Origin of the sequence: Lonsdalea quercina subsp. quercina (assembly GCF_000688695.1) — a bacterium.
In the GTDB taxonomy this organism is placed as follows: domain Bacteria; phylum Pseudomonadota; class Gammaproteobacteria; order Enterobacterales; family Enterobacteriaceae; genus Lonsdalea; species Lonsdalea quercina_D.
Genome location: NZ_JIBQ01000009.1, coordinates 38,813 through 65,218, shown reverse-complemented (window position 1 = coordinate 65,218; position 26,406 = coordinate 38,813). Strand labels below are relative to the sequence as shown.

Sequence of the window (26,406 nt, the reverse complement as noted above, 5' to 3'; positions counted from 1 at the left end):
CGCTCATTACAGTACTTACAAAATAAAATCGCCGTATTATCCGGTATTGTCCCAGGTTCGACAACCTGAACGCCCGTCATCGACGGCTGCCGAAGACTGAACGTCTAACTTGTGGTCGCAGGCCAGTCTGGGGAGACGATCGAACGATGAAGAATCGAAGAGGAAATAGATGTGTGTGACGGGGAGTGCATGCCCCTGCGTGACAGGATAGGCGAGGATCAGGCGCCCCGTTATGAGACGAAACGCCTGAGGTTGATACGTCTTTACTGGCGCATTAGCGAGACTCGCCGTTGCTGCGAATGAGCTGTTGATACCAGAAAAAGCTCTTCTTACGTTTACGGGCCAGTTGATGCTGATGGTCGACATACACGAATCCGTACTGCTTCTGGAAGCCGTTTAACCAGCTCAGCAGGTCGATGAATGACCAAGGGTAGTAGCCCCGAACGTCGGCGCCTTGCGCAATCGCCTCCCCGACGGCATCGATGTGCTGACGGAGATAGTCGATACGGTCGTCGTCCACGATGTCGCCATTCACGATGGGGTCTTTGGCGCCCAAACCGTTCTCGGTGATGTATATCGGGATATCACCGTAGCGCTCCTTGATATTCATGATGCCCTCGGTCAGTCCCTGGGGATAAATTTCCCAGTCCCAGTCGGTGTAGACCCCGTTAGGATTACGCACGAATTTGAACAGATCTTTAAACCCAAACTCGTTTCCGGCCTGATGCGCACTGCCTTTCTGACCCGTGGTGTTGATTTGCAGGCGCGATTCCCCGTGATTCGCCGCCACCGTTTCCCGTTTGTAATAATTCAGACCGATAAAGTCGCAGACGTTGTCGCGCAGCAGCGCTTCGTCGCCCGGTTCGAACACTGGCGCGCCGAGGCTCGACTGCGCCAGATGCAGTAACTCTATCGGATATTCGCCCCGTAAAACCGGGTCATATAACCAGTGGGTAAAAATCCCGTCCGCCAGCTGACACGCGGCGACGTTCTCCGGGGTGTCGTCGAGGGGGGTATTCGTTTGCAGTACGTTGACGAAACCGATTTTCCCGATGATGCCGGACTGGCGGAAAGCGGCGACGGCGCGCGCATGGGCGATAAACACATGGTGGCAGGCTTGCAGAGCGCGAGACGGGTTGCGAATACCGGGGGGATGCGCGCCGGTAATGTACCCGAAGCCGATAAAGCAGATGGTTTCATTGAACGTCGACCACAGCTTGACGCGGTCGCCGTAGCGCTGGTAGCAGAGGCGGGCATACTCCTCGAATGCATCGATAGTCTGACGGGATTCCCAGCCGCCTTGATCTTGCAGCGCCTGCGGCAAATCCCAGTGATAAAGCGTGATCATGGGCTCGATGCCGTGCTCCAGCAGCGCATCGATCAATGCACTATAAAACGCGACGCCCGCTTCATTGATCCTGCCGCGCCCTTCGGGAAGCAGTCGTGGCCAGGAGAGGGAGAAGCGATAGCTTTTCAAGCCCAGCTCCGCCATCAGAGCGACATCTTCACGGAAGCGGTGATAGTGATCGACGGCGATGTCGCCGTTGGTCCCTTCAAAGGTGGTGCCGGGCAGATGAGAGAACGTATCCCAAATCGATGGGCCTTTACCCTCGGCGTCGTGTGCGCCTTCGACCTGATAGGCTGCGGTGGCGGCGCCCCACAGGAAATCTTTCGGAAATGTGGCCATAAAAAACCTCGCACTTGGATGGTTTTAACTCACTGATGGGGAGTGTAGGCGGGTTGAATTCTATGTTGCAACCGGTTTCTGAAACCGGTTTCTCTTTGAGATTGAAAGTGTGATCGCACTCACACCACTTGATCACGCAATCGCCCAGATGGTCGTGTGTAAGGCCAGACCCGCCTGAACAGAAAGAACAGGTAAGAGAGGGGCGGCGCTTTGATGGCGTTATCCGATAAATCTGTAAAGCTCGCGGTGGTATACTGGCCGTTCGATCATAACGGTAAAAGCCTGTCGCTCAGGCTGGGGGAATGATTTATGGCAGATACCATTCGTGTCGGATTGTTGGGATATGGCTATGCGAGCAAGACGTTTCACGCGCCGCTCATTGCCGCGACGCCTGGGATGACGTTGGTGGCGGTATCAAGTCGGCATCCGGAAAAGGTGCATGAAGATTGGCCGTCAGTGCGGGTAGCCGAGAAACCTGAAGCATTATTCGACGACCCGGAAATCGATCTCATCGTGATACCCACGCCGAACGATACGCACTTTCCCCTGGCAAAACGCGCACTGGAGGCGGGCAAGCATGTGGTGGTGGATAAACCGTTTACCGTCACGCTGTCTCAGGCTTACGAGCTGCATCAGGTTGCCGTCCACATGGGAAAAGTGCTGTCCGTCTTCCACAATCGCCGCTGGGACAGCGATTTTCTGACCCTCAAACATCTGGTGCAAAGCGGTGTATTGGGCGACGTGGTGTATATGGAATCCCACATCGATCGCTACCGTCCGGAAATTCGCCAGCGCTGGCGCGAAGACGGCAGTGAGGGCAGCGGCATCTGGTACGACCTGGGACCTCATCTTATCGATCAGGCACTGCAGCTGTTTGGCGCGCCGGTCGCCATCCATGCGGATCTCGCCCAGCTGCGTCCTGGTGGGAAATCCGCCGACTACTTCCATGCGACATTGATCTACCCGCAGCGCCGTGTCGTGTTGCACAGTACGTTGCTGGCCGTTGCGGAAACAGCGCGCTACATCGTCCACGGTTGCCACGGCAGTTATGTGAAATATGGCATCGATCCCCAAGAGGCGAAATTGAAGGCGGGGCGCATGCCTGATGACGATACGCTATGGGGACACGATGAACGCGATGGCGTGCTGACGCTGAACCGAGAAGGCTCGGCGGTAGAAGAAGCGGTGACGACCATTCCAGGCGATTACACGGCCTATTACGCCGCTGTTCGTGACGCGCTGAATGGTCAGGGTGAAAACCCGGTCCCGGTCACGCAGGCGATCAAAGTGATGGAATTGATCGAACTTGGGCTGATTTCTAATCAGAAAAAATGCGCGGTGACGCTAAAAAATAGCTAGCGTTGTGGGTATTTATTCCACATATTATCTCTCTATCTCACAGGCGATCTTAGGATCGCCTGTATTGTTTATTGAGAGGATATCGTTTCGTTATGGGATGGTTGCAACGTTTAAAGATCGATAAATTCCTGTTAGTTCTGGTCCTGGTGGTCATCACCGCTTCGTTTTTTCCCTGTGAGGGTGAAGTGAAGGTGTTCTTTGAATACCTGACGACCGCTGCCATCGCACTGCTGTTCTTCATGCACGGTGCGAAATTATCTCGGGAAGCGATTGGCGCCGGCATTAGCCATTGGCGTCTGCATTTGGTGGTCTTCGCCAGCACATTTGTTCTGTTCCCGTTGCTAGGTTTGGCCATGTCGTTTCTGGTTCCAGAAATACTCACGCCGACCGTCTATCTTGGATTTCTCTATCTCTGCGCGTTGCCCGCAACCGTTCAGTCCGCCATTGCTTTTACTTCTATGGCGCGCGGCAATGTGGCCGCGGCGATTTGCAGCGCGTCGGCATCCAGTATTCTTGGGGTCTTTCTGTCACCGGTCTTGGTCGGATTGCTAATGCATACACAAGGCGGACAGACGGATACGCTGCATGCGATCGGGTCAATCATCCTGCAATTGATGGTGCCGTTCGTTCTCGGTCATCTGTCGCGTCCGTTGATCGCTAATTGGGTACAGCGCCATCGCAAGCTGGTCAATATCACTGACCGTTCATCGATACTGCTGGTGGTTTACGTCGCGTTTAGCGAGGCGGTTGTTCAGGGTATTTGGCATCAAATCAACGGCTGGTCTTTGCTGTCTATCGTGGTGTGTTCGTTCGTCTTGCTGGGGATTGTGCTGGTGTGCACCACCATGGCCGCGCGCAAGCTGGGCTTCTCGAAGGCAGATGAGGTCACTATCGTGTTCTGCGGCTCGAAGAAAAGTCTCGCTAACGGCATCCCCATGGCTAACGTGTTGTTTCCCGCTGCGGCCGTCGGCGCCATGGTGCTTCCGCTGATGATCTTCCACCAGATACAGTTGATGGTGTGCGCCACGCTGGCCCAGCGTTATGCTAAGCGGCCGGTAGAAGCAGACAGCACCGAAGAGTAGTTGCGAGTTCAGAGAGTGAAAGGTACGCCATGAGTGAGAGAACTCATGGCGTTTTTTTAACCAGATAATTTACGAGGAGCGGTTTTCGCTTTGAGCGCTAAAGTTGTCCAGCGCCATCCATAGAGCCTGAGATAAATAGATAAGGGGGCGTATGTTATCGCGTAAAAGATTTTTTTGCTCCTGTGTGTGGTTTCGATCAGAGATATAAATTTCATTTAAATCGTCAAATACACTTTGGATGTGGTTATCAAAATAATAGTATTTATTATCACTCTGTTTTAATGGAGTGCCGCTCTCAATAAAGTTTTTGAGTTCATCCGCAAGCGGTAGCATTTTTTTTGCGGTTTTTAGCAATTGCTCATGATAGGGCTTAAGATCATCCTGTTGTATTAAATCATTTTCTTCATCGATATAGTCATATATTTCCATCAATATTTGGCTTAAGGGTGAGTCTTTTTGCTTTTTAAGACTCGGGTGCTCTGACATGGGGGTTGCTTGGTAAGATAATATTTGCAACGCTGATTCCGTGAAATATTCAACAGGCTGCTCCGTTTTATTCCAACGAACAGGCAGGAAGTGCGCGTACATCTGACGTCGAGATTCAATATTAAATATGGTTTGATCATGAGCAGGCCAGCTAGTGAATTCTTTCACGAAAGTATTCAGCACGTCTAAAGGATCAAACTGGCGATGGGTAGACAGGCAACCGGCTGTGACAGCAACAAAAACGCCGCATCCATTTGGGACATTCTCCTGCATGTTGCCGTTGATAAACGTCAGATTTTTTTCTGAGTAGACTCCGGCGAGATCAGCCGCACTATGAAATTTCTCTTTTACGTCCTCTTTTAATTCTGTTGTTGAATTGAAAACAAAGCTTTTGATGTTTCCATCGCATTTGTTTTTATATAAACCAAACAATACCCAGTGATCACCGGTATTGACAGGAAACAGCTCTGTTTTATCGAGAAAATGAAGGGATGTCATACTTTCAGCAATTTGTTCGGATAATAAATTCATGTCGACTGCGGCATGGCTCAATGAAATAGGAAAGTTCATTGAGACGTCATCGTTGCTCTTGTTTTTGATGGCGGCGTATAATTCATCTGTGTTGATCATTCGATTACTACACCACACATCAGACTCGTCAAATTGTTCTTCAGGAGATTGTGAAACGAATCCTCTGGTAAATAAATTTGTTAATTCTTGTCTTTGAATTTTGCTCGTCATGGCGGAACCAGCCATATAAAGCACCCCGGATGGAGAGTAGAGTTTCTCCATGTCGATATTGTTCTTTTCTTTTGCTTGGATCGCCGTATGATACAAATTCAAACTGGCCTGTTGAATGTCTTTATCAATACCTTTCTTTCCTTTTGTTTCTCCGCTGAATAAATCAAATAAAATTCTCTCTGATTGATTTCCGATATTATCTGTACGAAGTGCGAGATTGAATAAGATATCAATACTATCAAGATTACCGTCAGTCGCGGATTTACCTAATAACGCTAAAGTCTCTTGGTCGATATTATCTGTAAATAAACCATGAAATTGATTGATATTTAATGGCGAGAGAGAAAATTCGTTAGTGATCATAACAAACCCTGCTTTAATTAATAATAGATAAGATTCTCCTTGCAAAGAATAAAGCTGGTTCACATCAAGTGATATAAGGTCTAACCCTGCTTTCAATATTCAATAATGAAACATAAGGAAGGTTGACTAAATGCCAGGAAAATATTCAACACCGCTGAAAGCGCAGGATCGTTAATGGGGGAGTAGGGTTGTGGTCATGACGTCGCGCGTCATCCATGTAGGATTAAGCCTGACTATGAAGGGCAAAAAGAATGATGTGAAAGCGTGAATATAGGAGTGAAACAGGCGTCAGAGCATCACTGAAGCGCCGCCTCCACCGACCAGCAACAAACTGGAAGGGAGGCGGGAAGAGAGATATCGTTAAGCCGCGCGCTGTTTCGCTTTCTGGCGCAATTGCTCTTTTTCCTGTTCGCCAATAAAGGCGACGGTCAGACCGTTTTTCTGCGCCTGATGGATATTTTCCGGGGTTAGCCCGGCCTGCGGCGCAGCGACGTTGTATTCATGCTCGATTTCGATCCCCTGTACGGCCGGGTCGTCGGTATTAATCGTGGCCAGCAGGCCGTAACGCAGGAAGTGCACCAGCGGGTGAGCGAGTAGAGAGTGAACGGTGCTGGTCTGGATATTAGAGGTCAGGCATGACTCCACGCCAATCTGATGCTCAGCCATATACTCCATCAGCTTGCGATCGACAATCGCTGCAACGCCGTGGCCGATACGCTCCGCACCCAACTGATCAATCGCCTGCCAGATGCTTTCCGCACCTGCGGCTTCACCCGCGTGCACGCTGATATGCCAGCCGGCATCTCGCGCCTGACGGAAGTGGTCGGTAAACAGTTCACCGGGATAACCTAACTCATCGCCTGCCAAATCCAACGCGGTAATACTGTCTTTGTGCGCGAGCAGAGAACTTAGCTCCTGCTGGCAAGCCTGAGTGCCGAAGGTGCGGCTCATAATTCCCATGAGACGGATCATGATCTTGTCATCATTGTCCCGGCAGCCGGCGTGAATGCCGTCGATGACCGCTTCAACCACGCCTTCAAGCGGCAACTGATAGGCTTGCGCCATGTAGTAAGGGGAAAAACGTAGCTCGGCGTAGTCCAACCCGGCGCGGATGGCATCCTCAACGTTTTCGTAGGCGACGCGACGACAGGCGTCCAAAGAGCCCAGCACGTTAACTCCCCAGTCAAGTTTCTTCAGAAAGCTAAGCAGGTCCGGCTCGTTATCGACGATCTGCACATGAGGACGCAGCGACTCCAGATCCTGTCCCGGCAACGCGATATTGAATTGGCGGCCCAACTCAAGAATGGTCTGAGGGCGAATATTACCATCCAGGTGGCGGTGGATATCTGTTAGTGGGATGTGCGGATCAATCATGTTTTACTCTTTATTAATGAAATCAATTAGTCAGTAAATAGCCGTTAGTATAAGAATAAACTCGGTCAAATTACCATTTATTCGCAGAAAAGTTCATGTCTAACGGTTACGAAATGGTGGTAGCGGAAGGCCGTTTAGCGGGGTGTCTGGGCGATAATGGGCGGATTGGGGGACGACGGTGTTTAAGGGCAGGCGCCCGGGGAGGCGCCTGCTTCGTGCTGAGTTACTGTGCCTGCGGGGCAGGCGCAGGGACGGCTTGCGGCGCGTCCTGAGCGGGGACAGAAATGTACGGTGCGATGAATTCCGCCAGCGTCAATTTGCGGCCGTTGAAGGTCACGGTGCCGTCGGCGTATTGCAGCGAGCTGGTGATCGCACGGTCCTTGGTGACCGTCAGCTGGCTCATCTGGCCGACACCGGCAATCAGCTGCGCCTGCTGGCGGGCCATGGCTTCAATCTGCTTTTTATCGTTGTCGTTGGCCACTTTCGGACCGGTCTGGACGAACAGCTCCGTCAGCATATCCAACGGCAGATTGAGTTTCAGGTCCACGTTCTTGATGGACTGACGGATCAGCGCTTCTTCATCGGACACGCCGGTCATGGCGTTGTGATCTTTCTGCAGCGGGTCAGTCAAATCCAGCGCCAGATTGAAGTCGCTCTGTCCTTTAGCGTTTTTCCAGGTGATCGGCGAGATATGGATCTGCGGATTGCCTTTCAACAGCTGGGGCAGGTTATGCAGCACGACCATCGCCATTTGCTGTTGGTACTCGTCGGTAGTGATCGGTTCCGGGCTGGACATCAGCGACTGGAACTTGGCGCGATAGGCGTCTGAGAACTGCTTCAGCCCGTGACCATCGACACCAGCAAAGTTGGCCTTCAGGTTGACGGAGCCCAGATTCTGGTCGCGCACGACGACAGAGGCGACGTCGATACCCAGTTTCCCGGACAGATTCGCGTCGTCCGCGTTGTTCTCGCTGGAGACGTTCACATCATTGATGGTCAACCCATTTTCGTTTTCAACGTTGAGCGTCAGTTTTTTCAGAGTGATGTTGGCATCACCAACATTGATATCGAACTTGCTTTTACGCGAGGTGGAGTCCAGCGCCAGATCTTGCAGTGTCAGCATTTCATTCTGGCCCAGCTGGTTTTTCTTTTGGGTCGCCAGACTGGCGATGTTGCCCACGATGTGAGCCTGGCTGAGGTCACGCGCCACGAACAGTTTCAGATCGGAGCCGCTGAAGTTCAGTTTCTGGTCCGGGTTCTGGAAATCGATCGCCGCCAGATGGATATCGGAATGGGTATCGCCGCTATAGGTGACGCGCGTTTCCGCGTTGATGAACGGCACGTCTTTCGTCAGTTCGAACAGCGGCGCGACGGCGTCGGTTTTCACCAGCTCGCTGTGCACGGACGCCATCGACGGGATCAGATTCAGGTGTTTAACCTGAGACAGCGGGAACGGTCCGTGATAGAGCGTTTCGTTGAAGACGACTTCCTGATTGTTGTCCAGCACCTGATGGTCGCTGGCAGTGCCGTCGGACTGGAGTACATACGTCAGGTGACTGCTGAACAGGCCACGCTGATAATCACGGTAGCTGACCTTCAGCCCGGCGTTGGGATAGTTGGTTTTCAACTGGCTGTTGATGTTGTCTGTGAATTCACCAATGTGCTTTTCGACCTGTTTGCCAGTAAACCAGGAAGCTCCTGTCCAAACTGCGCCTAGAGCAACAATGACCCCTACGGCCACGACTGTTTTTTTCGTCACGCTATGTATCCTTTTTATCTTGTGTAGTACCGCCCCTCATCGGGGCGTCAGCATCATGCTGTTTAAAGTCTAGTTATAAACGCGGGCAATGCGACCCGTACCGTGAATCTGCACGGGAGATTCATCAGCGCCGATAAAGCAGGACTCTCCCGGCTGCAGCGTAATCCGCTGTTGGGCTTTTTCCACGGTGGCTTCTCCGCTGACGCAGAAAAGAATAGCAGCACTCTCCTGAGTCAGCACCTGCGGCTGGGCGGTGAGATCGTGAAGGGAGAAAGCAAAATCGTCAACCGGTACGGAGAAGGTCAGCGTCTTCTCGCCGACGACGGGCGTCGTCAACAGGGTTTCCGCCGGCTTCGGCTCGAACTGCACGTTAGCCAGCAGTTCGGGAATATCAATGTACTTCGGCGTCAGTCCGGCGCGCAGTACGTTGTCTGAGTTGGCCATGACTTCCAGCGCGACGCCATTCAGGTAGGCGTGCGGCGTTTCCGCCGTCAAAAACATGGCTTCTCCCGGCTGTAACGTGACCACGTTCATCAGGAGAGGAGAGAACAGCCCGTTATCGTCCGGATAGAAGCGGGTGATATTGCGAATGGTCGCCCAGGGCTCGCCGTCACGGCTGTTAAGCGCGGCTTTGAGGGTCGCGATAGCGGTGTCTTTCTGCTCTCCGCTCATTTCGAGCAGGTTGGCGAACAGCATCGACAGGCTCTTACGGTCAGGCTGCTGTAAAAAGGCGGCGATGGACGGATGCGCGCCCGCCAGCGGCTGCAACAGCTCGGCGATTTCTTCGAGCTTGCGGAACCCGTTGATGGCGCTAAACGGCGTGAGCGCGAAGACCAGTTCCGGCTTGTGATTGGCGTCTTTATAGTTACGTTCCGCCGCGGTGACAGGGATGCCCGCCGCGTTTTCACGGGCGAAACCTTCCTCGGCGGCGCTTTTGCTGGGATGAACCTGAATGGACAACGGCTGATCGGCGCACAACACTTTAAACAGGAACGGCAGTTCGCCGAAACGCTGTGCGATGCGCTGGCCCAGATAACGCTCCGGGTCGGCGGTGATGATATCCCGCAGGCTGACCTGCTGCCCCTGATTGTCAACTAACAGGGAGCTGCTGCTGGGGTGAGCCCCCATCCACAGTTCCGCCATCGGACGATTGTCGGGATTTTCCATGCCGTACAGCTCGGTCAATGCGCTTGGGCTGCCCCAGGCATAATGCTGAACACGGTTAAGCATTTTCTGCATAACGGGATCCTAGTGTTATTGATGATTTCACGTAGTGAACTAAGGGTTAAAGACACAGGGGACGGGTGTTGATCCAGAACCTCGATTCCCATCATGGTAATGCTTTATTCGTGACGATACCATAACGTCAAGTACCTCAATTATCCGAAAATAAACGCATCTTCTAAGGAGATAGGTCATGCCCGATATCCGTGTTGAGAAAGACTCTATGGGACCGGTTGATGTGCCCGCCGACAGGCTGTGGGGAGCGCAGACCCAGCGTTCTCTGGAACATTTTCGTATTTCAGAAGAGAAAATGCCCCGCGCGCTGATCCATGCGCTTGCGCAGACTAAGCGTGCGGCGGCGAAAGTGAATCTCGATCTGGGATTATTGCCAAAAGATCGCGGCGACGCGATCATCAAGGCGGCGGATGAGGTACTCGCGGGGCAACATCCGAACGAGTTCCCGCTGGCGATCTGGCAGACCGGTTCCGGAACCCAGAGCAACATGAACATGAATGAAGTGCTCGCGAACCGCGCCAGTGAACTGCTGGGGGGAGGACGCGGCAATGAACGGCTGGTTCATCCCAATGACGATGTGAACAAGAGCCAGAGTTCCAACGATGTTTTCCCGACGGCGATGCATGTCGCCGCGGTGACCGCAGTGCTTGAGCATCTTCTCCCTGAACTGAAAACGCTGCAGCAAACGCTCTCCACCAAAGCGGTGCAATATCATGACGTCGTCAAGATCGGCCGTACCCATCTGCAGGACGCGACGCCGTTGACGCTGGGGCAGGAGATCTCCGGTTGGTCAGCCATGCTAGAGCACAGTCAGCGACACATCGAACATACTATCCCTCATTTGTCCGAGCTGGCTTTGGGAGGCACTGCTGTCGGGACCGGGCTGAACACGCATCCGGAATATGCGGTGCGGGTTGCGGCGGAACTGGCGTCTCTGACCGGTCTGCCGTTTGTGACTGCGCCCAGCAAGTTTGAAGCGTTGGGTACCTGCGACGCGCTAGTGCAGGGCCACGGCGCGCTGAAGGGATTGGCGGCGTCACTGATGAAAATCGCCAACGACGTTCGCTGGCTGGCGTCCGGACCGCGCTGCGGCATCGGCGAGTTAAGCATTCCTGAGAACGAGCCGGGAAGTTCCATCATGCCGGGCAAGGTGAATCCGACGCAGTGCGAAGCGATGACGATGCTGTGCTGCCAGGTACTGGGCAACGATGTCGCGGTAAACATCGGCGGCGCTTCCGGCAACTTCGAGCTGAACGTGTATCGGCCCATGATTATCCATAACTTCCTGCAGTCGGTGCGGTTGCTGGCGGACGGTATCAAGAGCTTCAACGAGCATTGCGCCGTCGGCATCGAACCCAATCGCCCGCGTATCGAACAGCTGCTTAATGACTCGCTGATGCTGGTGACCGCCTTGAATCCGCACATTGGCTACGATAAGTCTGCGGAAATCGCGAAGAAAGCGCACAAGGAAGGGCTGACGCTAAAAGCCGCGGCCCTGAAACTGGGCTATCTGACGTCCGAGCAGTTCGATGAGTGGGTCCGCCCGGAAGACATGGTGGGAAGCCTGAAGCGCTAAGCGCTTTCGTCGGTATACAGGTGAAGTCGCGGGATTAGCAGCCGTAACGGATGAGCTTTGGGTTTGTGCTTGTGCTTGATGTTGTCGGCATCGTAATCATTCAGTTCTCCCAGGATGGGCGCTGATGCGCCGTCGCTCTGACGACACAGTACGATAAGCGGCGAAGGACAAGGATACTGCACCTGCTTCTGCTGTTCCTGATACCAGACCCGGGCAATCGGCTGAACTTTCACCGGCCGTTTAATCTTCAGTAACGCCTGCTCCGGCAGGCGTTTGACATCAGAAATCTCCTGTTCCAGCAACGATGCCCATTGCTCCTGGCTATAAGGCGCTGCCGTGCGGCCCGACTGTTGGCTTTTCTCCAGCTGTTTCAGCACGTCGTCGCGCGTCACCTTCTTGATAATATTTTTGTTGGCCCAGCCAAAACGGACGGATGCCGGATTGACGATCATCGGGATAGTGCGGTAGGCACTCAGCGTGATTAGTCCTCGGAGGTGCGTATGCACGAAGTCAAATCGCTGTTCGGGCGCAAGTCCTGACTCGACGGTGATGATGTATTCCAGCGTCTTCTTCAACGTATTGATGTGCTCAATACGCTGCTCAGCTTCGAGATACTCCGTTTCATCCACGGTGAAGCAAAGGGCGCCGGGCAGGCGAATAGCGGCTTTACTGCTGATGTTCTCCGCGTAATGGTGGATAAACAGCCGCTGAAAATGGTGCAACGCTAGCTCGCGCGCGGCTTCGCCTTCCGACGGCGTCACCGCAATCTGTGTGATTGGGTCGTGCTCACGGCCTTTCTCTATCTGAGGAAGCGTGAACACGCGGGCGGCGGCGAGCTTAAGCTGTGAAAACTGCTCCTGCATCTCCCGTAGTTCTTTCTCCAGCGCGATAAAGTGCTGATTCATCCGTTCGATCAAATCGTAAGCGGCCATAAAACTCTCTATTAGTTACAACATGCGATAAGTTATAAACCAACTTCCCCAATGAGACAACCGTGTTTATACCGTTGGCTTATCAGGGAAGAAGGGCGATGGGATTAACGTTGCAGCGCTTTTAAGCGGAAGCTGATATAGAACGCCAGCAGCAGCAGTGCAGCCAGGAATCCTACGACGCCTGGCCAGCCGAACTGATACCAGAAGAACCCGCCGGTGGTGCCAGCCAGGCTGGAGCCGAGATAGTAGAAGAAAAGGTACATTGATGACGCCTGACCTTTCGCACGATGCGCGCGCTGGCCGATCCAACTGCTTGCGACTGAGTGCGAGGCGAAAAAGCCTGCGGCAAACAGCATCATGCCTGCGAAGACGAGAACCAAAGGCGAGAACAACGTCAAAATCAATCCGGTCAGCATCAGCAAGACAGAGCCTGCCAAGACCCGGCCGCGGCCGTATTTTGCCGTCATAGCGCCCGCGCGCGGCGAACTGTAGCTACCCGTCAGATAGACGACGGATAACAGGGCGACAACCGCCTGATTCATATAATAAGGCGCGCCCAGCAGACGGTAGCCGATGTAGTTGAACAGGGTGACGAAGGAGCCCATGAGCAGAAATCCTTCGACAAACAAGAGCGGCAAGCCCGGGTCGCGCCAGTGCAGACGCGCATTGATCCAGAGCGTTTTCGGCTTCAGCGAACCTGCGCGAAAATGGCGTGATTCAGGCAGCATGCGCCAGAACGCTAATGCGGCGAACAGGGCCACGATCCCCAGAACGAAAATCGCGACGCGCCAGGGAAAGAAATTCGTCAGCACCCCGGTAATCAAACGGCCACTCATGCCGCCTATCGAGTTCCCGCTGATGTACAGCCCCATCGAAAACGCGATGACGCTGGGATGAATTTCTTCGCTCAGGTAGCTCATGGCGACGGCGGCGACCCCGCTCAGCGACAGTCCCAGCAGCGCCCGCATGATCAGCACGCTCTGCCAAGTGGTCATGAAGCTACAGACCAGCGTACAGACGGCGGCCAGCAGCAGAGAGACCACCATGACGTTTTTGCGTCCGACGCTATCGGAGATAGGGCCGGTGAAAAGCAGTCCGACGGCCAAGGTCACGGTCGAGACGGACAGCGAGAGGCTACTGGTCGCTGGCGAAATACCGAAATCTTGAGAAAGTATGGGGAGGATGGGCTGAACGCAGTACAACAGGGCGAAGGTGGCGAGACCGGCGGAGAACAGCGCCAAAGTGACCCGCATAAAGGCCGGAGTGCCGCGTTTGATATAAGGTGTTTTGTAAATCGAAGGGGTGCTTTTAGGAAGAGGGTCTGCGTCATCAGTGACGGTGGAAGCTATTCCTTGTGAAGACAGCGGGGTACTCACAATCGATCCTTATCTGGATAAGAGGGCAATTTTGAAAACGGAGCCGCGATCATAGAACTGCCAGATTCTTTTGTATAATATATTAATCATCATGAATGATAGTTTTAAAATATGAATATAGAGCTGCGTCACCTTCGTTATTTCATCGCCGTTGCCGAAGAACTGCATTTCGGGCGGGCCGCCGAAAAACTACGTATCTCGCAACCGCCGCTGAGCCAGCAAATTCAGATCCTGGAAGAGCAGGTCGGCGCCCGGCTGCTGGACCGCAATAATCGTACGGTCCGGCTGACGCCCGCCGGGGCGCAGTTTCTGAAAGAAGCCTGGGCCATTATCAATCAGTTAAATCAGGCCGCCGATCGCGCCGCCCGCATTCAGCGCGGAGAGGTGGGCGAGTTGAACATTGGTTTCACCTCGTCAGCGCCGTTTGTCAAATCCGTGTCTCGCAGTCTGCTGCAGTTTCGCCAGTCGTTTCCGGAAGTCCATATCCAGATGGTGGAAATCAACACCAAACAGCAGATCGAACCGCTGCTAAGCGGCAAGCTGGATATCGGCGTCATGCGTAACAACCCGCTGCCCGACACATTACGTCATCAGGTCTTGCTGCATGAACCCCTTGTGGCCGTCGTTCATCAGGAACATCCCCTGGCGATGGCCCCGGAGGGGTGCATCAGCGTTCGTCAGCTCGCACAGGAACCCTTCGTGTTTTTTGCCCGCGAAGTGGGAACGGCGATGTACGACGAAGTGATGACCTTGCTCAAAAACTATGGCGTGAAACCCTATATCACGCAGGAAGTGGGAGAGGCGATGACCATCGTGGGGCTGGTGTCGTCCGGACTCGGGGTTTCTCTGTTGCCGGCCTCATTCAGACGCATCAAGGTTGACGGGGTGAAATATCTGTCGTTACAGGAGGAAGACGCCATTAGCGAAATGTGGCTGGTCACGCATCAGCGACGGCCGATCAGCACCGCCGCACAGACGCTGATTTCGCTGATGTTGAATCACTCCGGCTCAAATATGTGCGGTAAATCACATAACGAATCAAATAGTTGACGGCTTTTATGAAAAGCGACACCATGGCCGCAGTTTTTTATTTTGCAGTGTAAAAAATAACAACATCGCATGATAAATCAGGAGTCGCTTCAGCGTGATTGCCAGCGGTCAGCCCGGACACATTGACCAGATTAAGCAGATGAATGCAGGGGCTGTCTATCGCCTGATCGACAAACTCGGCCCCATCTCCCGCATCGAACTATCTAAAAAAGCCCAACTGGCGCCAGCCAGTATCACCAAAATCGTCCGCGAACTGGTGGAAGCGCATCTGGTCCATGAGACCGAGTTTCCCGATGTCGGTAGCCGGGGGCGACCCGCCGTCGGTCTGGTGCTCGAAACGGAGGGATGGCACTATCTGGCGGTGCGAATCAGCCGCAATACCATGACGCTGGCCCTGCGAGACCTCAGCAGCGCGCTGGTCACGGAAGAGACGCTGCCGATGCCCGCTGAGCATCCCACACCGTTACTGTCTCGCATTCTGCAAGAGGTAGACGCGTTCTTTAGCCGCCATCAACGTCAGCTTGAACGGCTGACGGCGATTGCGATTACCTCGCCGGGGATCGTCGATGCGATCACCGGTACTATTCACCGTATGCCGTTTTTTGATGTCCATGAAATGGCGATCGGCCCCGCATTGTCTAAGCGTATCGGCGTGCCTGTTTACCTGCAGCACGACATTTGCGCCTGGACGATGGCGGAAGCGCTGTTTGGCGCCTCGCGCGGTTATCAGAATGTGATTCAAATTGTTATCGATCACAACGTGGGCGCTGGCGTCATCACCGGCGGTAAGGTCCTGCACGCGGGGAGCCGTAACCTGATTGAGATTGGTCATACGCAGGTCGATCCCTATGGCAAGCGCTGCTATTGCGGGAACCACGGCTGCCTGGAGACGGTCGCCAGCACCGAGAGCATTCTGGAATTGGCCCAGCAGCGGTTGTCCCAGTCCATGAGTTCGGCGCTGCATGGCGTACCGCTAACGGCAGAAACCCTGTGCGACGCTGCGCTGCGGGGCGATCCGCTCGCCAACGATATTATCGTGGACGTCGGCCACAATGTCGGACGGATCGTGGCGATTATGGTCAACCTGTTTAACCCGGATAAAATTTTGGTGGGCTCGCCGCTGAATCGCGCAGCAGACATTCTTCATCCGGCGATTCTGGAGTGCATTCGGCAGCAATCGCTGCCCGCGTACAGTCATAATCTGCAGGTGACCGCCACCGACTTTTATAATCAGGGCACCATGCCCGGCGCCGCATTAGTGAAAGATGCCTTGTACAACGGCACTCTGTTGGTAAAATTGTTGCAAGGCTGATCGTAAAACCTCCATTTATTCACGAGTTCGTACCCCTGCAAAACAAAATATTGAGCTAACGCAAGCTGGCTGCTCCGGCTATCGCCTAGACTTTTGACTTCGACATTGGATTTTACATTTTTATCTATTTCCCTGGTGGTTCCTTCCGGAGTGGTATCTTCATGTTAAAACGTATTTTTATTACAGGCACGGATACGGCCATTGGTAAAACGGTGGTATCAAAAGCGTTATTGCAGGCGCTGGCGAAGTCTGGCAAAACAGTTGTGGGCTATAAGCCCATCGGCAAAGGGTGTATCGAAACGCCGGAAGGGCTGCGTAACAAAGATGCAATGATCCTGCAGGAGGCTTCCAGCCTTTCTCTCCCTTATCAGCAAATCAATCCGGTGGCGCTGCCTGAAGATGAAATTAGCGCCAGTGAGCTGACCATCGACTATTGCGCCATGACGGAAGGTCTCCAGCAGATCACCTCGATGGCGGATGCCGTGGTGGTTGAGGGCAGCGGCGGGTGGCGTACGCTCATGAATGACATGCGCACTTACTCAGACTGGGTAATACAGGAGCAGTTACCGGTGGTTATGGTGGTCGGCATTCAGCTGGGGTGCATCAACCATGCGCTGCTGACATCTCAGGCGATCCTCAACGACGGACTGCCGCTGGTTGGTTGGGTCGCTAACCGGATCAATCCCGGTCTGGCGAATTACGCCGAAGTTATCAACGCGCTGCGCAGGAAAATCCCGGCGCCGCAGCTGGGCGAGCTACCTTATCTGCCGCGTCCGGAACAGCGCGAACTGTCTTCTTACATCGATTTGTCCGCGCTCGACCAATAAGCGTTGCGAACGGCGTTTTCACGCTGGTCCGTTTATCCCCCCGCTTTATTTCATAGACCCGGCGTCCTCCGCCGGGTTTTTGGGTCCCATCGGTCGAAAGTTAAGCGTTTGCATCAGACTTTGCTACTTTTAACACGTAGCCTGCCGTGACTTTATGAAGTGACGGTTTTCACCATTCACTGATTCCCATTATCAAGTGCGAACACTTTCCTGCAGCGTGATTGGCTGCCCTTTGGCGTCCGTGCTCAGGAGTATCTGCGTGAATAAAAATTTCCTTGCTTGGTTTAAGTCTGAACCACGTCCCGTTTTTCCCGTAAAAGGGCCGGCGCTGAAGCCTGGCGAACACCCTGATACCACCATCAAAGCCGAACTGTTCTCGGCCGATCAAATGGAGCGCTATGGCCGAAAACTGGCTCGCTCCCACAAGCTGACGCAGGAAAACGCGCCGTATTATTTGCTGAAAAACCTGGCGGAGCATGAGGCGGTACTGACGCACAGTTGTGATGTAATTAACGCCAGCGACAAATCGGCGATTACACCGGCAGGGGAATGGCTGCTTGATAACTTCTATCTGATTGAAGAACACATTCGCGCGGTTTTTCAGCATTTGCCGAAAAATTTCGGCAAAGGATTGCCGCAGCTGGGCGCGCCGTTTAACGGTCCGCGCATTTACGATATCGCGACCGAAGCCATCGCCCACGGCGACGGCCGCTTCGATGCTAAGACGTTAATGCGTTACATCGCCGCTTATCAGGAGATCACGCCGCTAACGCTCAGTGAACTGTGGGCCTTACCCGCAATGTTGCGGCTCGCCATTATCGACAACCTCAGACGCGTCAGCGTTAAGGTGGCTACCGCGCAGCAAGAGCGCAATCTTGCCGACGCCTGGGTCGACAAGTTTCTGGAAGGCGCCGAAATCGACCCGTCCAACCTGATTATTGTGATTGCCGATATGGCGCGGTCCAACCCGCCGCGATCCAACTCATTTGTGGCGGAAATGGTTCGTCGCCTGCGCGGTCACGGCAACATGTTGGCGCTGCCGCTGACCTGGGTGGAGCAACGGCTGGCCGAGGAGGGGTTGACCACCGACGCCATGATCCACCGCTTCAACCAGCAGCAGGCAATCAATCAGCTCTCGGTCAGCAACAGTATCGCCAGCCTGCGCCAGCTTAGCGAGACCCATTGGCCGGATTTTGCGGAGTCGATGAGTCTGGTTGAACAGCGGTTATTGCAGGATCCCGCCGGCATTTACGCCGCCATGCATTTTGATACCCGTGACCACTATCGTCACACCATCGAAATTCTGTCCCGGCAGTGTCCCTACAGCGAAATCGAGGTGGCTGACGCCGTTCTGGCGATGGCGAAAGCGGCGCCGGAAGGCGGGCGCAAGCGTCACGTCGGTTACTACCTGGTGGACAAAGGGCGGGCCGCGCTGGAACAGCAACTTCAGGTGCATTATCCGCCGTTCACGCGGCTGCGGCATTGGTTCAATCAGGAGCCGCTTCTGTCGTGGCTGGGCAGCCTGAGCCTGTTGACCACTGCGCTGAGCGCCGATTTGCTATTGAGAACCCACGAAGCCGGCATAGGATGGACGCTGTGGTTGATGGCGATCCCCGCGGTCATCATCTTTAGCCAACTGGTGCTGGATCTGCTGGGCGATGCCACCATGCAAACGCGCACGCCAAGCCCGCTGCCGCGACTCGACTTTTCCACGGGCATTCCTTCGGACTCGCGAACGTTGGTCGTGATCCCGTGCCTGCTTAGCAGCCGCACCAGCGTCGATAAGCTGGTCAATAGCCTGGAAGTCTGCTATCTCAGCAACGTCTCTCCAAACCTCTATTTCGCGCTGCTGACGGATTTCCCAGACTCCGCCACCCAGACGCAGCCGTGGCACGACGAGCTGCTGGCCTATGCCAGCCAGCACATCCACCGCTTGAACCAGCGGTATGCGAACCCGGTTGACGCTTTGTTCTTTCTGCTGCACCGCAATCCTCAGTGGAATGAGAAGCAGGGCGTCTGGATGGGTTACGAGCGTAAGCGCGGCAAGCTTCAGGCGGTGAACCGCTGGCTGCGCCAGCAGAGTCATGAATTCGACACCGTCGTCGGCAACCAGAGCCAAACGCTGGACAACATCAAATATGTCATCACGCTGGATAGCGATACCGTGTTGCCGCGCGACGCCGCGCACAAGATGGTGGGCGCAATGGCGCATCCGCTTAACCAGCCTGTTTTCGATGTGGACAAAGGGCGCGTGGTTGCCGGATACGGTATTTTGCAGCCGCGCCTGGCGGAAGAAATCCCCCGTTATGGACAGAGCCGGTACGCGGCGTTGTCCAGCGCCATTCCCGGCAACGATCCCTACTCGTTTATGGCGTCAGATATTTATCAGGATTTGTTCAGCGAAGGGTCTTTCGTCGGCAAGGGGATCTACGACGTCGATACGTTTACCCGTGCTAACGAAGGCACCTGTCCGGAAAATCTGGTACTGAGCCACGATTTACTCGAAGGGTGCTATGCCCGTTCCGGGCTGTTAAGCGATGTTCTGCTGTATGAACAGTATCCCACCTGTTATCTGGCCGATATGGCGCGTCGCACCCGTTGGATCCGCGGGGATTGGCAGCTGTTGAACTGGCTGGGTTTTTACGTTCGGCGGGAAGATCGTCGGCGCGTCGCCAATCCGCTGAGCGGGTTGTCCCGCTGGAAGCTGCTGGATAACCTCCGGCGGAGTTTGTATTCCCCGAGTCTATTGATTGTGCTGTTTTGCGCATTAACCTGGGCGCCCAATCCGGAGAATTGGCTGACGGCCGTCGCCATGGTTCTGCTATTGCCCACCGTGCTGACGCTGATTTATCAACTGATCAGAAAAAACCGGCGCCGCACGTTCTCGCAGCATTTGCGAACCGTTTTCAACACCGCGTTGCAACGGTTGATGCGCGTCGGAATGAACCTGTCTACGCTACCGTATGAAAGCGTCAATACCCTGCGGGCTATCGGCGTGACCCTGTGGCGTCTGGCGATCAGCAAGCGCCACCTGCAAGACTGGGTGAGTCTGGATGCGGGGCTCGGTCATCATCTGCTGCGCCGCGTCAACGCCCCCCAACAATACTATCTGGTGATGTGGGCTAATCCGGTCGCGGCGGTGTTCCTGATGGGGCTGACGGCCTACTTTAATCCGCTGTTACAGGTGGTTTCCGTTCCGCTGGGCGTGCTGTGGCTGTTGTCGCCGCGCTTGCTGTGCTGGTTAAGCCGGGAGCCGCAGCGTAAGAAATCGGGGCTGACGGACGATCAGCGTCGGCGGCTGCGCGAGCATAGCCGTGAGATTTGGTTGTTTTTTGAAACGTTCGTCACTGCAGAAGAAAACTGGCTGCCGCCGGATAATTTTCAGGAAGAGCCGGGACCGATTATTGCGCGCCGAACCTCGCCGACCAACATCGGCCTGGCGCTGTTGGCGAATCTGACGGCATGGGACTTCGGCTATGTCAGTCAGGCCAGCGTGCTCAACCGGACATCGCTGACGCTGGATACGCTCGACAAAATGGCGCATTTCCGTGGCCATCTGTACAACTGGTACAGCACCGACACCCTCACGCCGCTCGCCCCACGCTATATCTCTAGCGTCGATAGCGGCAACCTGGCGGGGCATTTGCTGACGCTCCGTTCAGGGCTGGTCTCCATGCGTACGCAGCCGGTCATGGATGTGAGCCGAATTCTGGCGGGGCTGGATGACACGCTGTCGCTGCTCGAACGCGTTTGGACGCGCGCACCCGGCGTGCTGAATCAGCTCCGCAAAAAATGGGCCTCGGCGCATGACGCGCCGCTGTTTCGCTTCGACGGCGAGCTACAGGCGATGCAGGGGTTAAGCCATGCGTTGGCGGAGCTGGCCGCGTCTGAAAGTCATGTTATCCGTCAGTGGGCCGAGAGTCTGGACGCCCAGATTAGCGGGATAAGTCAGGAATGGTCGCAGCTGTTGGGCTGGATGACGGAAGAAGACCGCGCCGTCACCACGCTACCTTCGCTGGTCTGGTTGGCGCAGTACACGCCGTCGGTCACGACGGCGCNCTCTATCGCCATGTCCTCCGCCATCGAGCTGGCGCGTCAGCGGTTATCGATTCTGTCCGAGCTGGAACAACGCCTGAGCGACCACGCCAATATGGATTTCCGGTTCCTCTATAACCCAGTGACGCACCTGCTTAGCGTGGGTTACAACTGCGACGCCAACATCATGGACAGCAGCAGTTATGACCTGTTGCCGTCGGAGGTCCGGCTGACGAACTTTGTTGCCGTGTCCGCCAACCAGTTGCCGACGAAAAGCTGGTATGCGTTGGGGCGGCTGTTTACGGTGATTGATAACGAACCGGCGCTGATGTCGTGGAGCGGTTCGATGTTTGAGTACCTGATGCCGCAGTTGGTCATGCCGGACTACCCCGGAACGTTGCTGGAGCTGATGAGCCAGTCCGCCGTGAACCGCCAGATTGCGTGGGGTAAGATTCGCGGCGTGCCGTGGGGCATTTCCGAGTCGAGCTACTACGCCTTTGACGCCAGCCGCAATTACCAATATCACGCGTTCGGCGTACCCGGTCTGGGGCTGCGGCGCGGTCTGGGCGATGATACGGTAGTCGCGCCTTATGCCACCTTACTGGCGTTGATGATTAATCCCGCCAAAGCGTGCGAAAACCTGACCACGCTGGAGAGTAACGGCGCCCGAGGGAATTACGGTTTCTATGAGGCGCTGGACTATACGACGTCGCGTCTGGCGCAAGGTCAGTTTTACGCCATCATTCGCTCATATATGGCGCACCATCAGGGGATGGGGCTGCTGGCGCTATCCCACGTGCTGCTTGATGCCCCCATGGTGGAGCGTTTCGCCAGCAACCCGATGTTCCAGTCAGCGCGTCTCTTGCTGCAAGAGCGCATGTCTGAGGTGGTAGAGCTGTATCGACCACGTCGACACTTCGAGTCGCATGAAGGGGTACTGAAACCCGCGAAGTACGATATTCGAGAATTCAGCGATGTCGACAGCCCGATTCCGGAAGTTCAGCTGCTGTCCAACGCCGATTACCATCTGATGCTGACGCAGGGCGGCGGCGGTTACAGCCGCTGGCGCGACTTGGCGCTGACGCGTTGGCGTCAGGACAGTACCTGCGATAACCGTGGCTCATTCTGCTACCTGAAAGATACGGCGACCGGGGAAGTGTGGAGCAATACCTGGCAGCCCGTGGCCGGTCAGGAAGGGCAGCATCGCATCGTGTTCACGGACGCGGGTGCGGAGTTCATCCGCGTCAATGGTTCGCTGACCGTACATACTCATGTGGTGGTGTCGCCGGAAGATGATATCGAGCTGCGCCGTATGACGCTGGTTCATCGTGGCCGTCAGCCCCGCAGCATTGAGATTACCTCTTATGCCGAAGTGGTGCTGGCGCCGGCGGCTAACGATCTCGCGCATCCGGCCTTTAGCAATCTGTTCGTACAGACGGAGCTGTTGCCGGAACAGGACGCGATTCTCTGTCATCGCCGTCCGCGAGAGCCGGAAGAAGCGTGCCCGTGGTTATTCCACACGATGGTCGTGCATGGCCACAACAGCGGGGCGACCTCCTTTGAAACCGACCGCGCCGCCTTCATCGGCCGGGGCCGCAATAGCGCGACGCCGTTGGCCTTGGAACGTGACGGTGCGCTCGCTAATAGCGCGGGCGGCGTGCTTGACCCGGTCATGGCGGTCCGCCAGCGGATCCAACTGGAGCCGGGCATTCCCGTCGTGGTCGATCTGGTTTACGGCATTACCGAGGCGCGAGACCCAACCATTGCGCTGCTGGAAAAATACCGTGACCGCAATATCGCGGATCGTGTGTTCGAGCTGGCGCGTTCCCACAGTCAAATTGTCCTGCGCCAGCTGAATGCCAACGAAGATGATGCCAGCCTGTTCAACCGCCTGGCGGGCGGCGTGCTATTTCCGACGCAGGAGTTGCGCGCCGACGCGCAGACCATCATGGCGAACCGGCGTGGGCAGTCTGGCCTATGGGGGAACGCGATTTCGGGCGATTTACCGATTGTGCTGTTATCCGTCAGCAGCAGCGTCAATATCGGGTTGGTGGCGACGCTGGTTCAGGCTCACAGCTACTGGCGTCTAAAAGGGTTGCCGGTCGACCTGGTCATTATCAATGCCGACCTCGGCGGCTATCAGCAGGATCTGCAAAACCAGATTTTAGGCCTCATTTCCGCGGGCGATGCGTCGAGCCAACTGGATAAACCCGGCGGTATCTTCGTGCGCGGCGATATTCATATGTCCAACGAAGATCGCACGTTACTGATGAGCGCGGCCTCCATCGTTCTGGACGATCGCGGCGAGAGCGTGATCGAGCAGTTAAATCAGCGGATGCAAAACACGCTCTCGCTGCAAAAATCGCTCGTTCCCCTCAGCCCCGCGCTGCCGGACCGTCATACGCCGTTCACCCCGGACGTCAGTCAGCTGCAGTTTTTCAACGGCCTCGGCGGCTTTTCCGAGGATGGACGCGAATATCACATTGTCCTGAACGAAGGGGAGAATACGCCGGCGCCGTGGTCCAATGTGATCGCCAACCGGGAGTTCGGCACAGTGATCTCCGAGAGTGGACAGGCCTATACCTGGTACGAAAACGCGCATGAGTATCGTCTGACCCCGTGGGAAAATGATCCGGTCAGCGACGCCTCCGGCGAAGCGTTCTACCTGCGTGATGAAGAGAGCGGTCAGGTATGGTCGCCGATGGCGCTGCCGGTCAGGGGGCGTGGCGCTTATCTGACGCGACACGGGTTCGGGTACAGCGTGTTTGAGCATCGCGAGTCCGGTATCGACAGCGAGCTGACCGTTTTTGTCGCGGAAGACGCGCCGGTAAAACTGTTTATCCTGACGCTGACCAATAAATCCGGACGGACTCGTAAACTGTCCGCCACGGGATATGCTGAATGGGTGCTTGGCGATCTGCGCTCCAAGTCCGCCATGCATATTGTGACGCAGGGAACGCCGGTCGAGCGGGGATGCTCGATACTGGCCAAGAACTACTACACCGGCAACGGTTCAGAGCGAACCGCCTTCTTTGCCGTGACCGGCGCGCATTGTTCCCTCTGTGGCGACCGACGCGAATTTCTGGGTCGGAACGGTTCCCGCGCGGCGCCTGCGGCGCTGAAGCTGCGTCGTCTCTCCGACAGAAGCGGTGCGGGATTCGACCCGTGCGGCGCGGTGCAGTCGGCCCTCTCGTTAATCGACGGCGACCAGCATACGCTGATTTTTGCGCTGGGCGTCGGACAGGATACGGGGCAGGCGGAGGCACTGATGCAGCAATATCTTGGCGAAACCAGCGCACGCAGCGAGCTGGAACGCGTGCAGCACTACTGGCGCGGTATTGTGGGAAAAATGCAGATCACCACGCCGGATCCGGCCACCAATCTGCTGGCGAACGGCTGGCTGCTTTACCAGACGCTGGCCTGCCGTATCAACGCACGTAGCGGCTACTATCAATCCGGGGGGGCATTTGGTTTCCGCGACCAGTTGCAGGATTCGCTGGCGCTGACACATATCGCACCGGAGCGGATGCGCGAGCAAATTCTCCTTTGCGCCTCGCGTCAGTTTATCGAAGGGGATGTGCAGCACTGGTGGCATCCGCCGCTGGGTAACGGCGTACGCACGCGCTGCTCGGACGACTATCTCTGGCTGCCGCTGGCTATTTGCCACTACGTGGAGGTGACCGGCGATATCGCCGTGCTGGACCAGCCGGTGCCTTATCTTGAAGGGCGTTTACTCAACCCCGGTGAAGAGTCGAGCTATGAACAGCCGGGCATCAGTACTACGGTAGAAACGCTGTGGCAGCATGGTGAACGCGCGATCGCGAATGGTCTCAGGATGGGGCAGCACGGTCTGCCGCTGATGGGCTGCGGCGACTGGAACGACGGGATGAACCTGGTGGGGCTGCAGGGCCGGGGCGAGAGTGTCTGGCTTGGCTTCTTCCTGTATACCGTATTGCAGCGCTACGCAACGCTGGCCGAAACGCGCGGCCTGGCGGAGAAGGCCGATTTTTATCGGGATAACGCAGCGACGCTGAAAGAAAATCTCAATACCCACGCCTGGGACGGCGACTGGTATCGTCGCGGCTATTTCGATAACGGCGAGATGCTGGGTTCACATACGGCGGAAGAGTGCAAAATCGATGCTATCGCGCAGAGTTGGTCGGTCTTGTCCGGCGCGGGTAACGAAGCGTACCGACAAAAGGCGATGAAAGCGCTGGACGAGCATTTGATCGACGATGCGTCCGGTATCATCAAACTGCTGATGCCTCCGTTCGATGGTCACGGTCCTAACCCCGGCTACATTCGCGGTTATCTGCCGGGGGTTCGCGAAAATGGCGGTCAGTATACGCACGGGGCGATTTGGGCGGTGATGGCCTTTGCGGAAATGGACAATACCGAACGCGCCTGGGAGCTGATGTCGATGATTAACCCGATCAATCACAGTCTGGAACCGGCTTCGACGCAGCGCTATAAGGTGGAGCCTTATGTCATCTGCGCTGACATCTACGCGGTCAATCCCCACAACGGACGCGGCGGCTGGAGCTGGTATACCGGTTCTGCGGGCTGGTCCTATCGGCTCATCACCGAGTCGTTGCTGGGGATCACCCGTCATGGCGATAGCCTGTCCGTCGCGCCGCATCTCCCCGCCGACTGGCCGCAGCTGGAAATCCGCTATCAGGAAGGCGCCAGCCAATACGTGATTACCGTAAAACGCGGCGAACGCGAGGATCGCGTGACGGTGGATGGTCAAAGCGTGAGTGAGGGGCGGATCCCGCTACGGGATGACGGCGCGTTGCATCAGGTCGACGTTTGGGTCAGCGGGGAGGCGTCAGTGGGGCGATAACCGCACAGCGAAAAACGCGTCCCGCGAGTGTGATGTCGCGGGACGCGATGAAAGTACAGTCTGATTTATTGCGGGGCGTGTGTGGCAGACGCGCTTTCCGCAGGGGCTTCGCCCTCGGCAAAGCGGGTATAGACAATCTTTTGCGAATCGTTTTCGCAATGACCGACAACCTGTCCGCCTGCCTGGCCTACCTGATCGTTAGGAACGATATCCAGCTTGAAGCCAGATTCCGGTACGCCGTTCTGGACAATTTTGTGTGAGATAGCATCACGAACGCTTTCACACGATGCCTGTGCAGCCAGGGGGGCAATCACGAACAGCGCGGCACTTAACATTATCGTTTTTTTCATTTCATCACCTTTGTT

At 55.5% G+C, this 26,406-nt stretch carries 15 protein-coding genes; 7 read left to right on the top strand and 8 right to left on the bottom strand.

The features are described 5' to 3' along the window. Nucleotides 1-274: 274 nt before the first annotated feature. A complete protein-coding gene (locus SB13_RS09570; protein ID WP_026740140.1) occupies nt 275-1,687 on the bottom strand; it encodes a GH1 family beta-glucosidase in 1,413 nt (470 codons plus the stop codon). Between the two features lie 309 nt (nt 1,688-1,996). Here SB13_RS09570 and SB13_RS09565 point away from each other — a divergent pair, with 309 nt between their 5' ends. Both SB13_RS09565 and SB13_RS09560 read left to right on the top strand, forming a co-directional pair. Then, nucleotides 1,997-3,046, top strand: coding sequence for an oxidoreductase (locus tag SB13_RS09565; protein ID WP_026740139.1), 1,050 nt, complete (start codon nt 1,997-1,999; stop codon nt 3,044-3,046). A 92-nt stretch (nt 3,047-3,138) separates the two neighbouring features. Beyond that, nucleotides 3,139-4,128, top strand: coding sequence for a bile acid:sodium symporter family protein (locus SB13_RS09560; protein ID WP_026740138.1), 990 nt, complete (start codon nt 3,139-3,141; stop codon nt 4,126-4,128). A 69-nt stretch (nt 4,129-4,197) separates the two neighbouring features. Here the strand turns inward: SB13_RS09560 and SB13_RS17030 are convergent, their stop codons facing one another. The 4 genes from SB13_RS17030 to manA form a co-directional block, all read right to left on the bottom strand. Continuing rightward, nucleotides 4,198-5,718 carry an ElaD/SseL family deubiquitinase gene (locus SB13_RS17030; protein WP_051616445.1) on the bottom strand — a complete coding sequence of 507 codons (1,521 nt, stop codon included), beginning with the start codon at nt 5,716-5,718 and terminating at the stop codon, nt 4,198-4,200. A 360-nt stretch (nt 5,719-6,078) separates the two neighbouring features. After that, nucleotides 6,079-7,092: an adenosine deaminase gene (add, locus tag SB13_RS09550; RefSeq protein ID WP_026740137.1), complete on the bottom strand. Its 1,014-nt coding sequence runs from the start codon at nt 7,090-7,092 to the stop codon at nt 6,079-6,081. Nucleotides 7,093-7,315: 223 nt separating this feature from the next. Beyond that, nucleotides 7,316-8,851 (bottom strand): YdgA family protein, encoded by a 1,536-nt coding sequence (locus tag SB13_RS09545; RefSeq protein ID WP_026740136.1) that lies wholly within the window; start codon nt 8,849-8,851, stop codon nt 7,316-7,318. 69 nt (nt 8,852-8,920) lie between these two features. After that, nucleotides 8,921-10,090 carry a mannose-6-phosphate isomerase gene (gene manA / locus SB13_RS09540; protein WP_026740135.1) on the bottom strand — a complete coding sequence of 390 codons (1,170 nt, stop codon included), beginning with the start codon at nt 10,088-10,090 and terminating at the stop codon, nt 8,921-8,923. Between the two features lie 178 nt (nt 10,091-10,268). Between manA and fumC the strand changes: the two genes are divergently transcribed. After that, complete coding sequence (fumC, locus tag SB13_RS09535; protein WP_026740134.1) at nt 10,269-11,666, top strand: class II fumarate hydratase; 1,398 nt, start codon at nt 10,269-10,271, stop codon at nt 11,664-11,666. Here the strand turns inward: fumC and tus are convergent. Both tus and SB13_RS09525 read right to left on the bottom strand, forming a co-directional pair. Beyond that, the gene (gene tus, locus SB13_RS09530; RefSeq protein ID WP_026740133.1) at nt 11,663-12,598 is read right to left on the bottom strand and encodes a DNA replication terminus site-binding protein; all 936 of its coding nucleotides are present in this window, start codon (nt 12,596-12,598) and stop codon (nt 11,663-11,665) included. The two genes, fumC and tus, sit on opposite strands and share 4 nt — an antisense overlap. A 104-nt stretch (nt 12,599-12,702) precedes the next feature. Beyond that, nucleotides 12,703-13,974, bottom strand: coding sequence for an MFS transporter (locus tag SB13_RS09525; RefSeq protein WP_394296370.1), 1,272 nt, complete (start codon nt 13,972-13,974; stop codon nt 12,703-12,705). Between the two features lie 111 nt (nt 13,975-14,085). On the opposite strand from SB13_RS09525, the gene SB13_RS09520 reads away from it, so the two are divergent. From SB13_RS09520 to SB13_RS09505, 4 genes are all read left to right on the top strand, one after another. Next, nucleotides 14,086-15,024, top strand: a complete 939-nt coding sequence (locus tag SB13_RS09520) for a LysR family transcriptional regulator (RefSeq protein ID WP_026740131.1) — start codon at nt 14,086-14,088, stop codon at nt 15,022-15,024. A 94-nt stretch (nt 15,025-15,118) separates the two neighbouring features. Further along, on the top strand, nt 15,119-16,336 hold the full coding sequence (gene mlc / locus SB13_RS09515) for a sugar metabolism global transcriptional regulator Mlc (protein ID WP_026740130.1): 1,218 nt from the start codon (nt 15,119-15,121) through the stop codon (nt 16,334-16,336). 161 nt (nt 16,337-16,497) lie between these two features. Beyond that, complete coding sequence (gene bioD, locus SB13_RS09510) at nt 16,498-17,163, top strand: dethiobiotin synthase (protein WP_026740129.1); 666 nt, start codon at nt 16,498-16,500, stop codon at nt 17,161-17,163. A 259-nt stretch (nt 17,164-17,422) separates the two neighbouring features. Continuing rightward, nucleotides 17,423-26,041, top strand: coding sequence for a glycoside hydrolase family 94 protein (locus tag SB13_RS09505; RefSeq protein ID WP_026740128.1), 8,619 nt, complete (start codon nt 17,423-17,425; stop codon nt 26,039-26,041). 65 nt (nt 26,042-26,106) lie between these two features. On the opposite strand, the gene SB13_RS09500 is transcribed toward SB13_RS09505, so the two are convergent. Next, complete coding sequence (locus tag SB13_RS09500) at nt 26,107-26,391, bottom strand: DUF1161 domain-containing protein (protein ID WP_026740127.1); 285 nt, start codon at nt 26,389-26,391, stop codon at nt 26,107-26,109. Nucleotides 26,392-26,406: the final 15 nt, after the last annotated feature.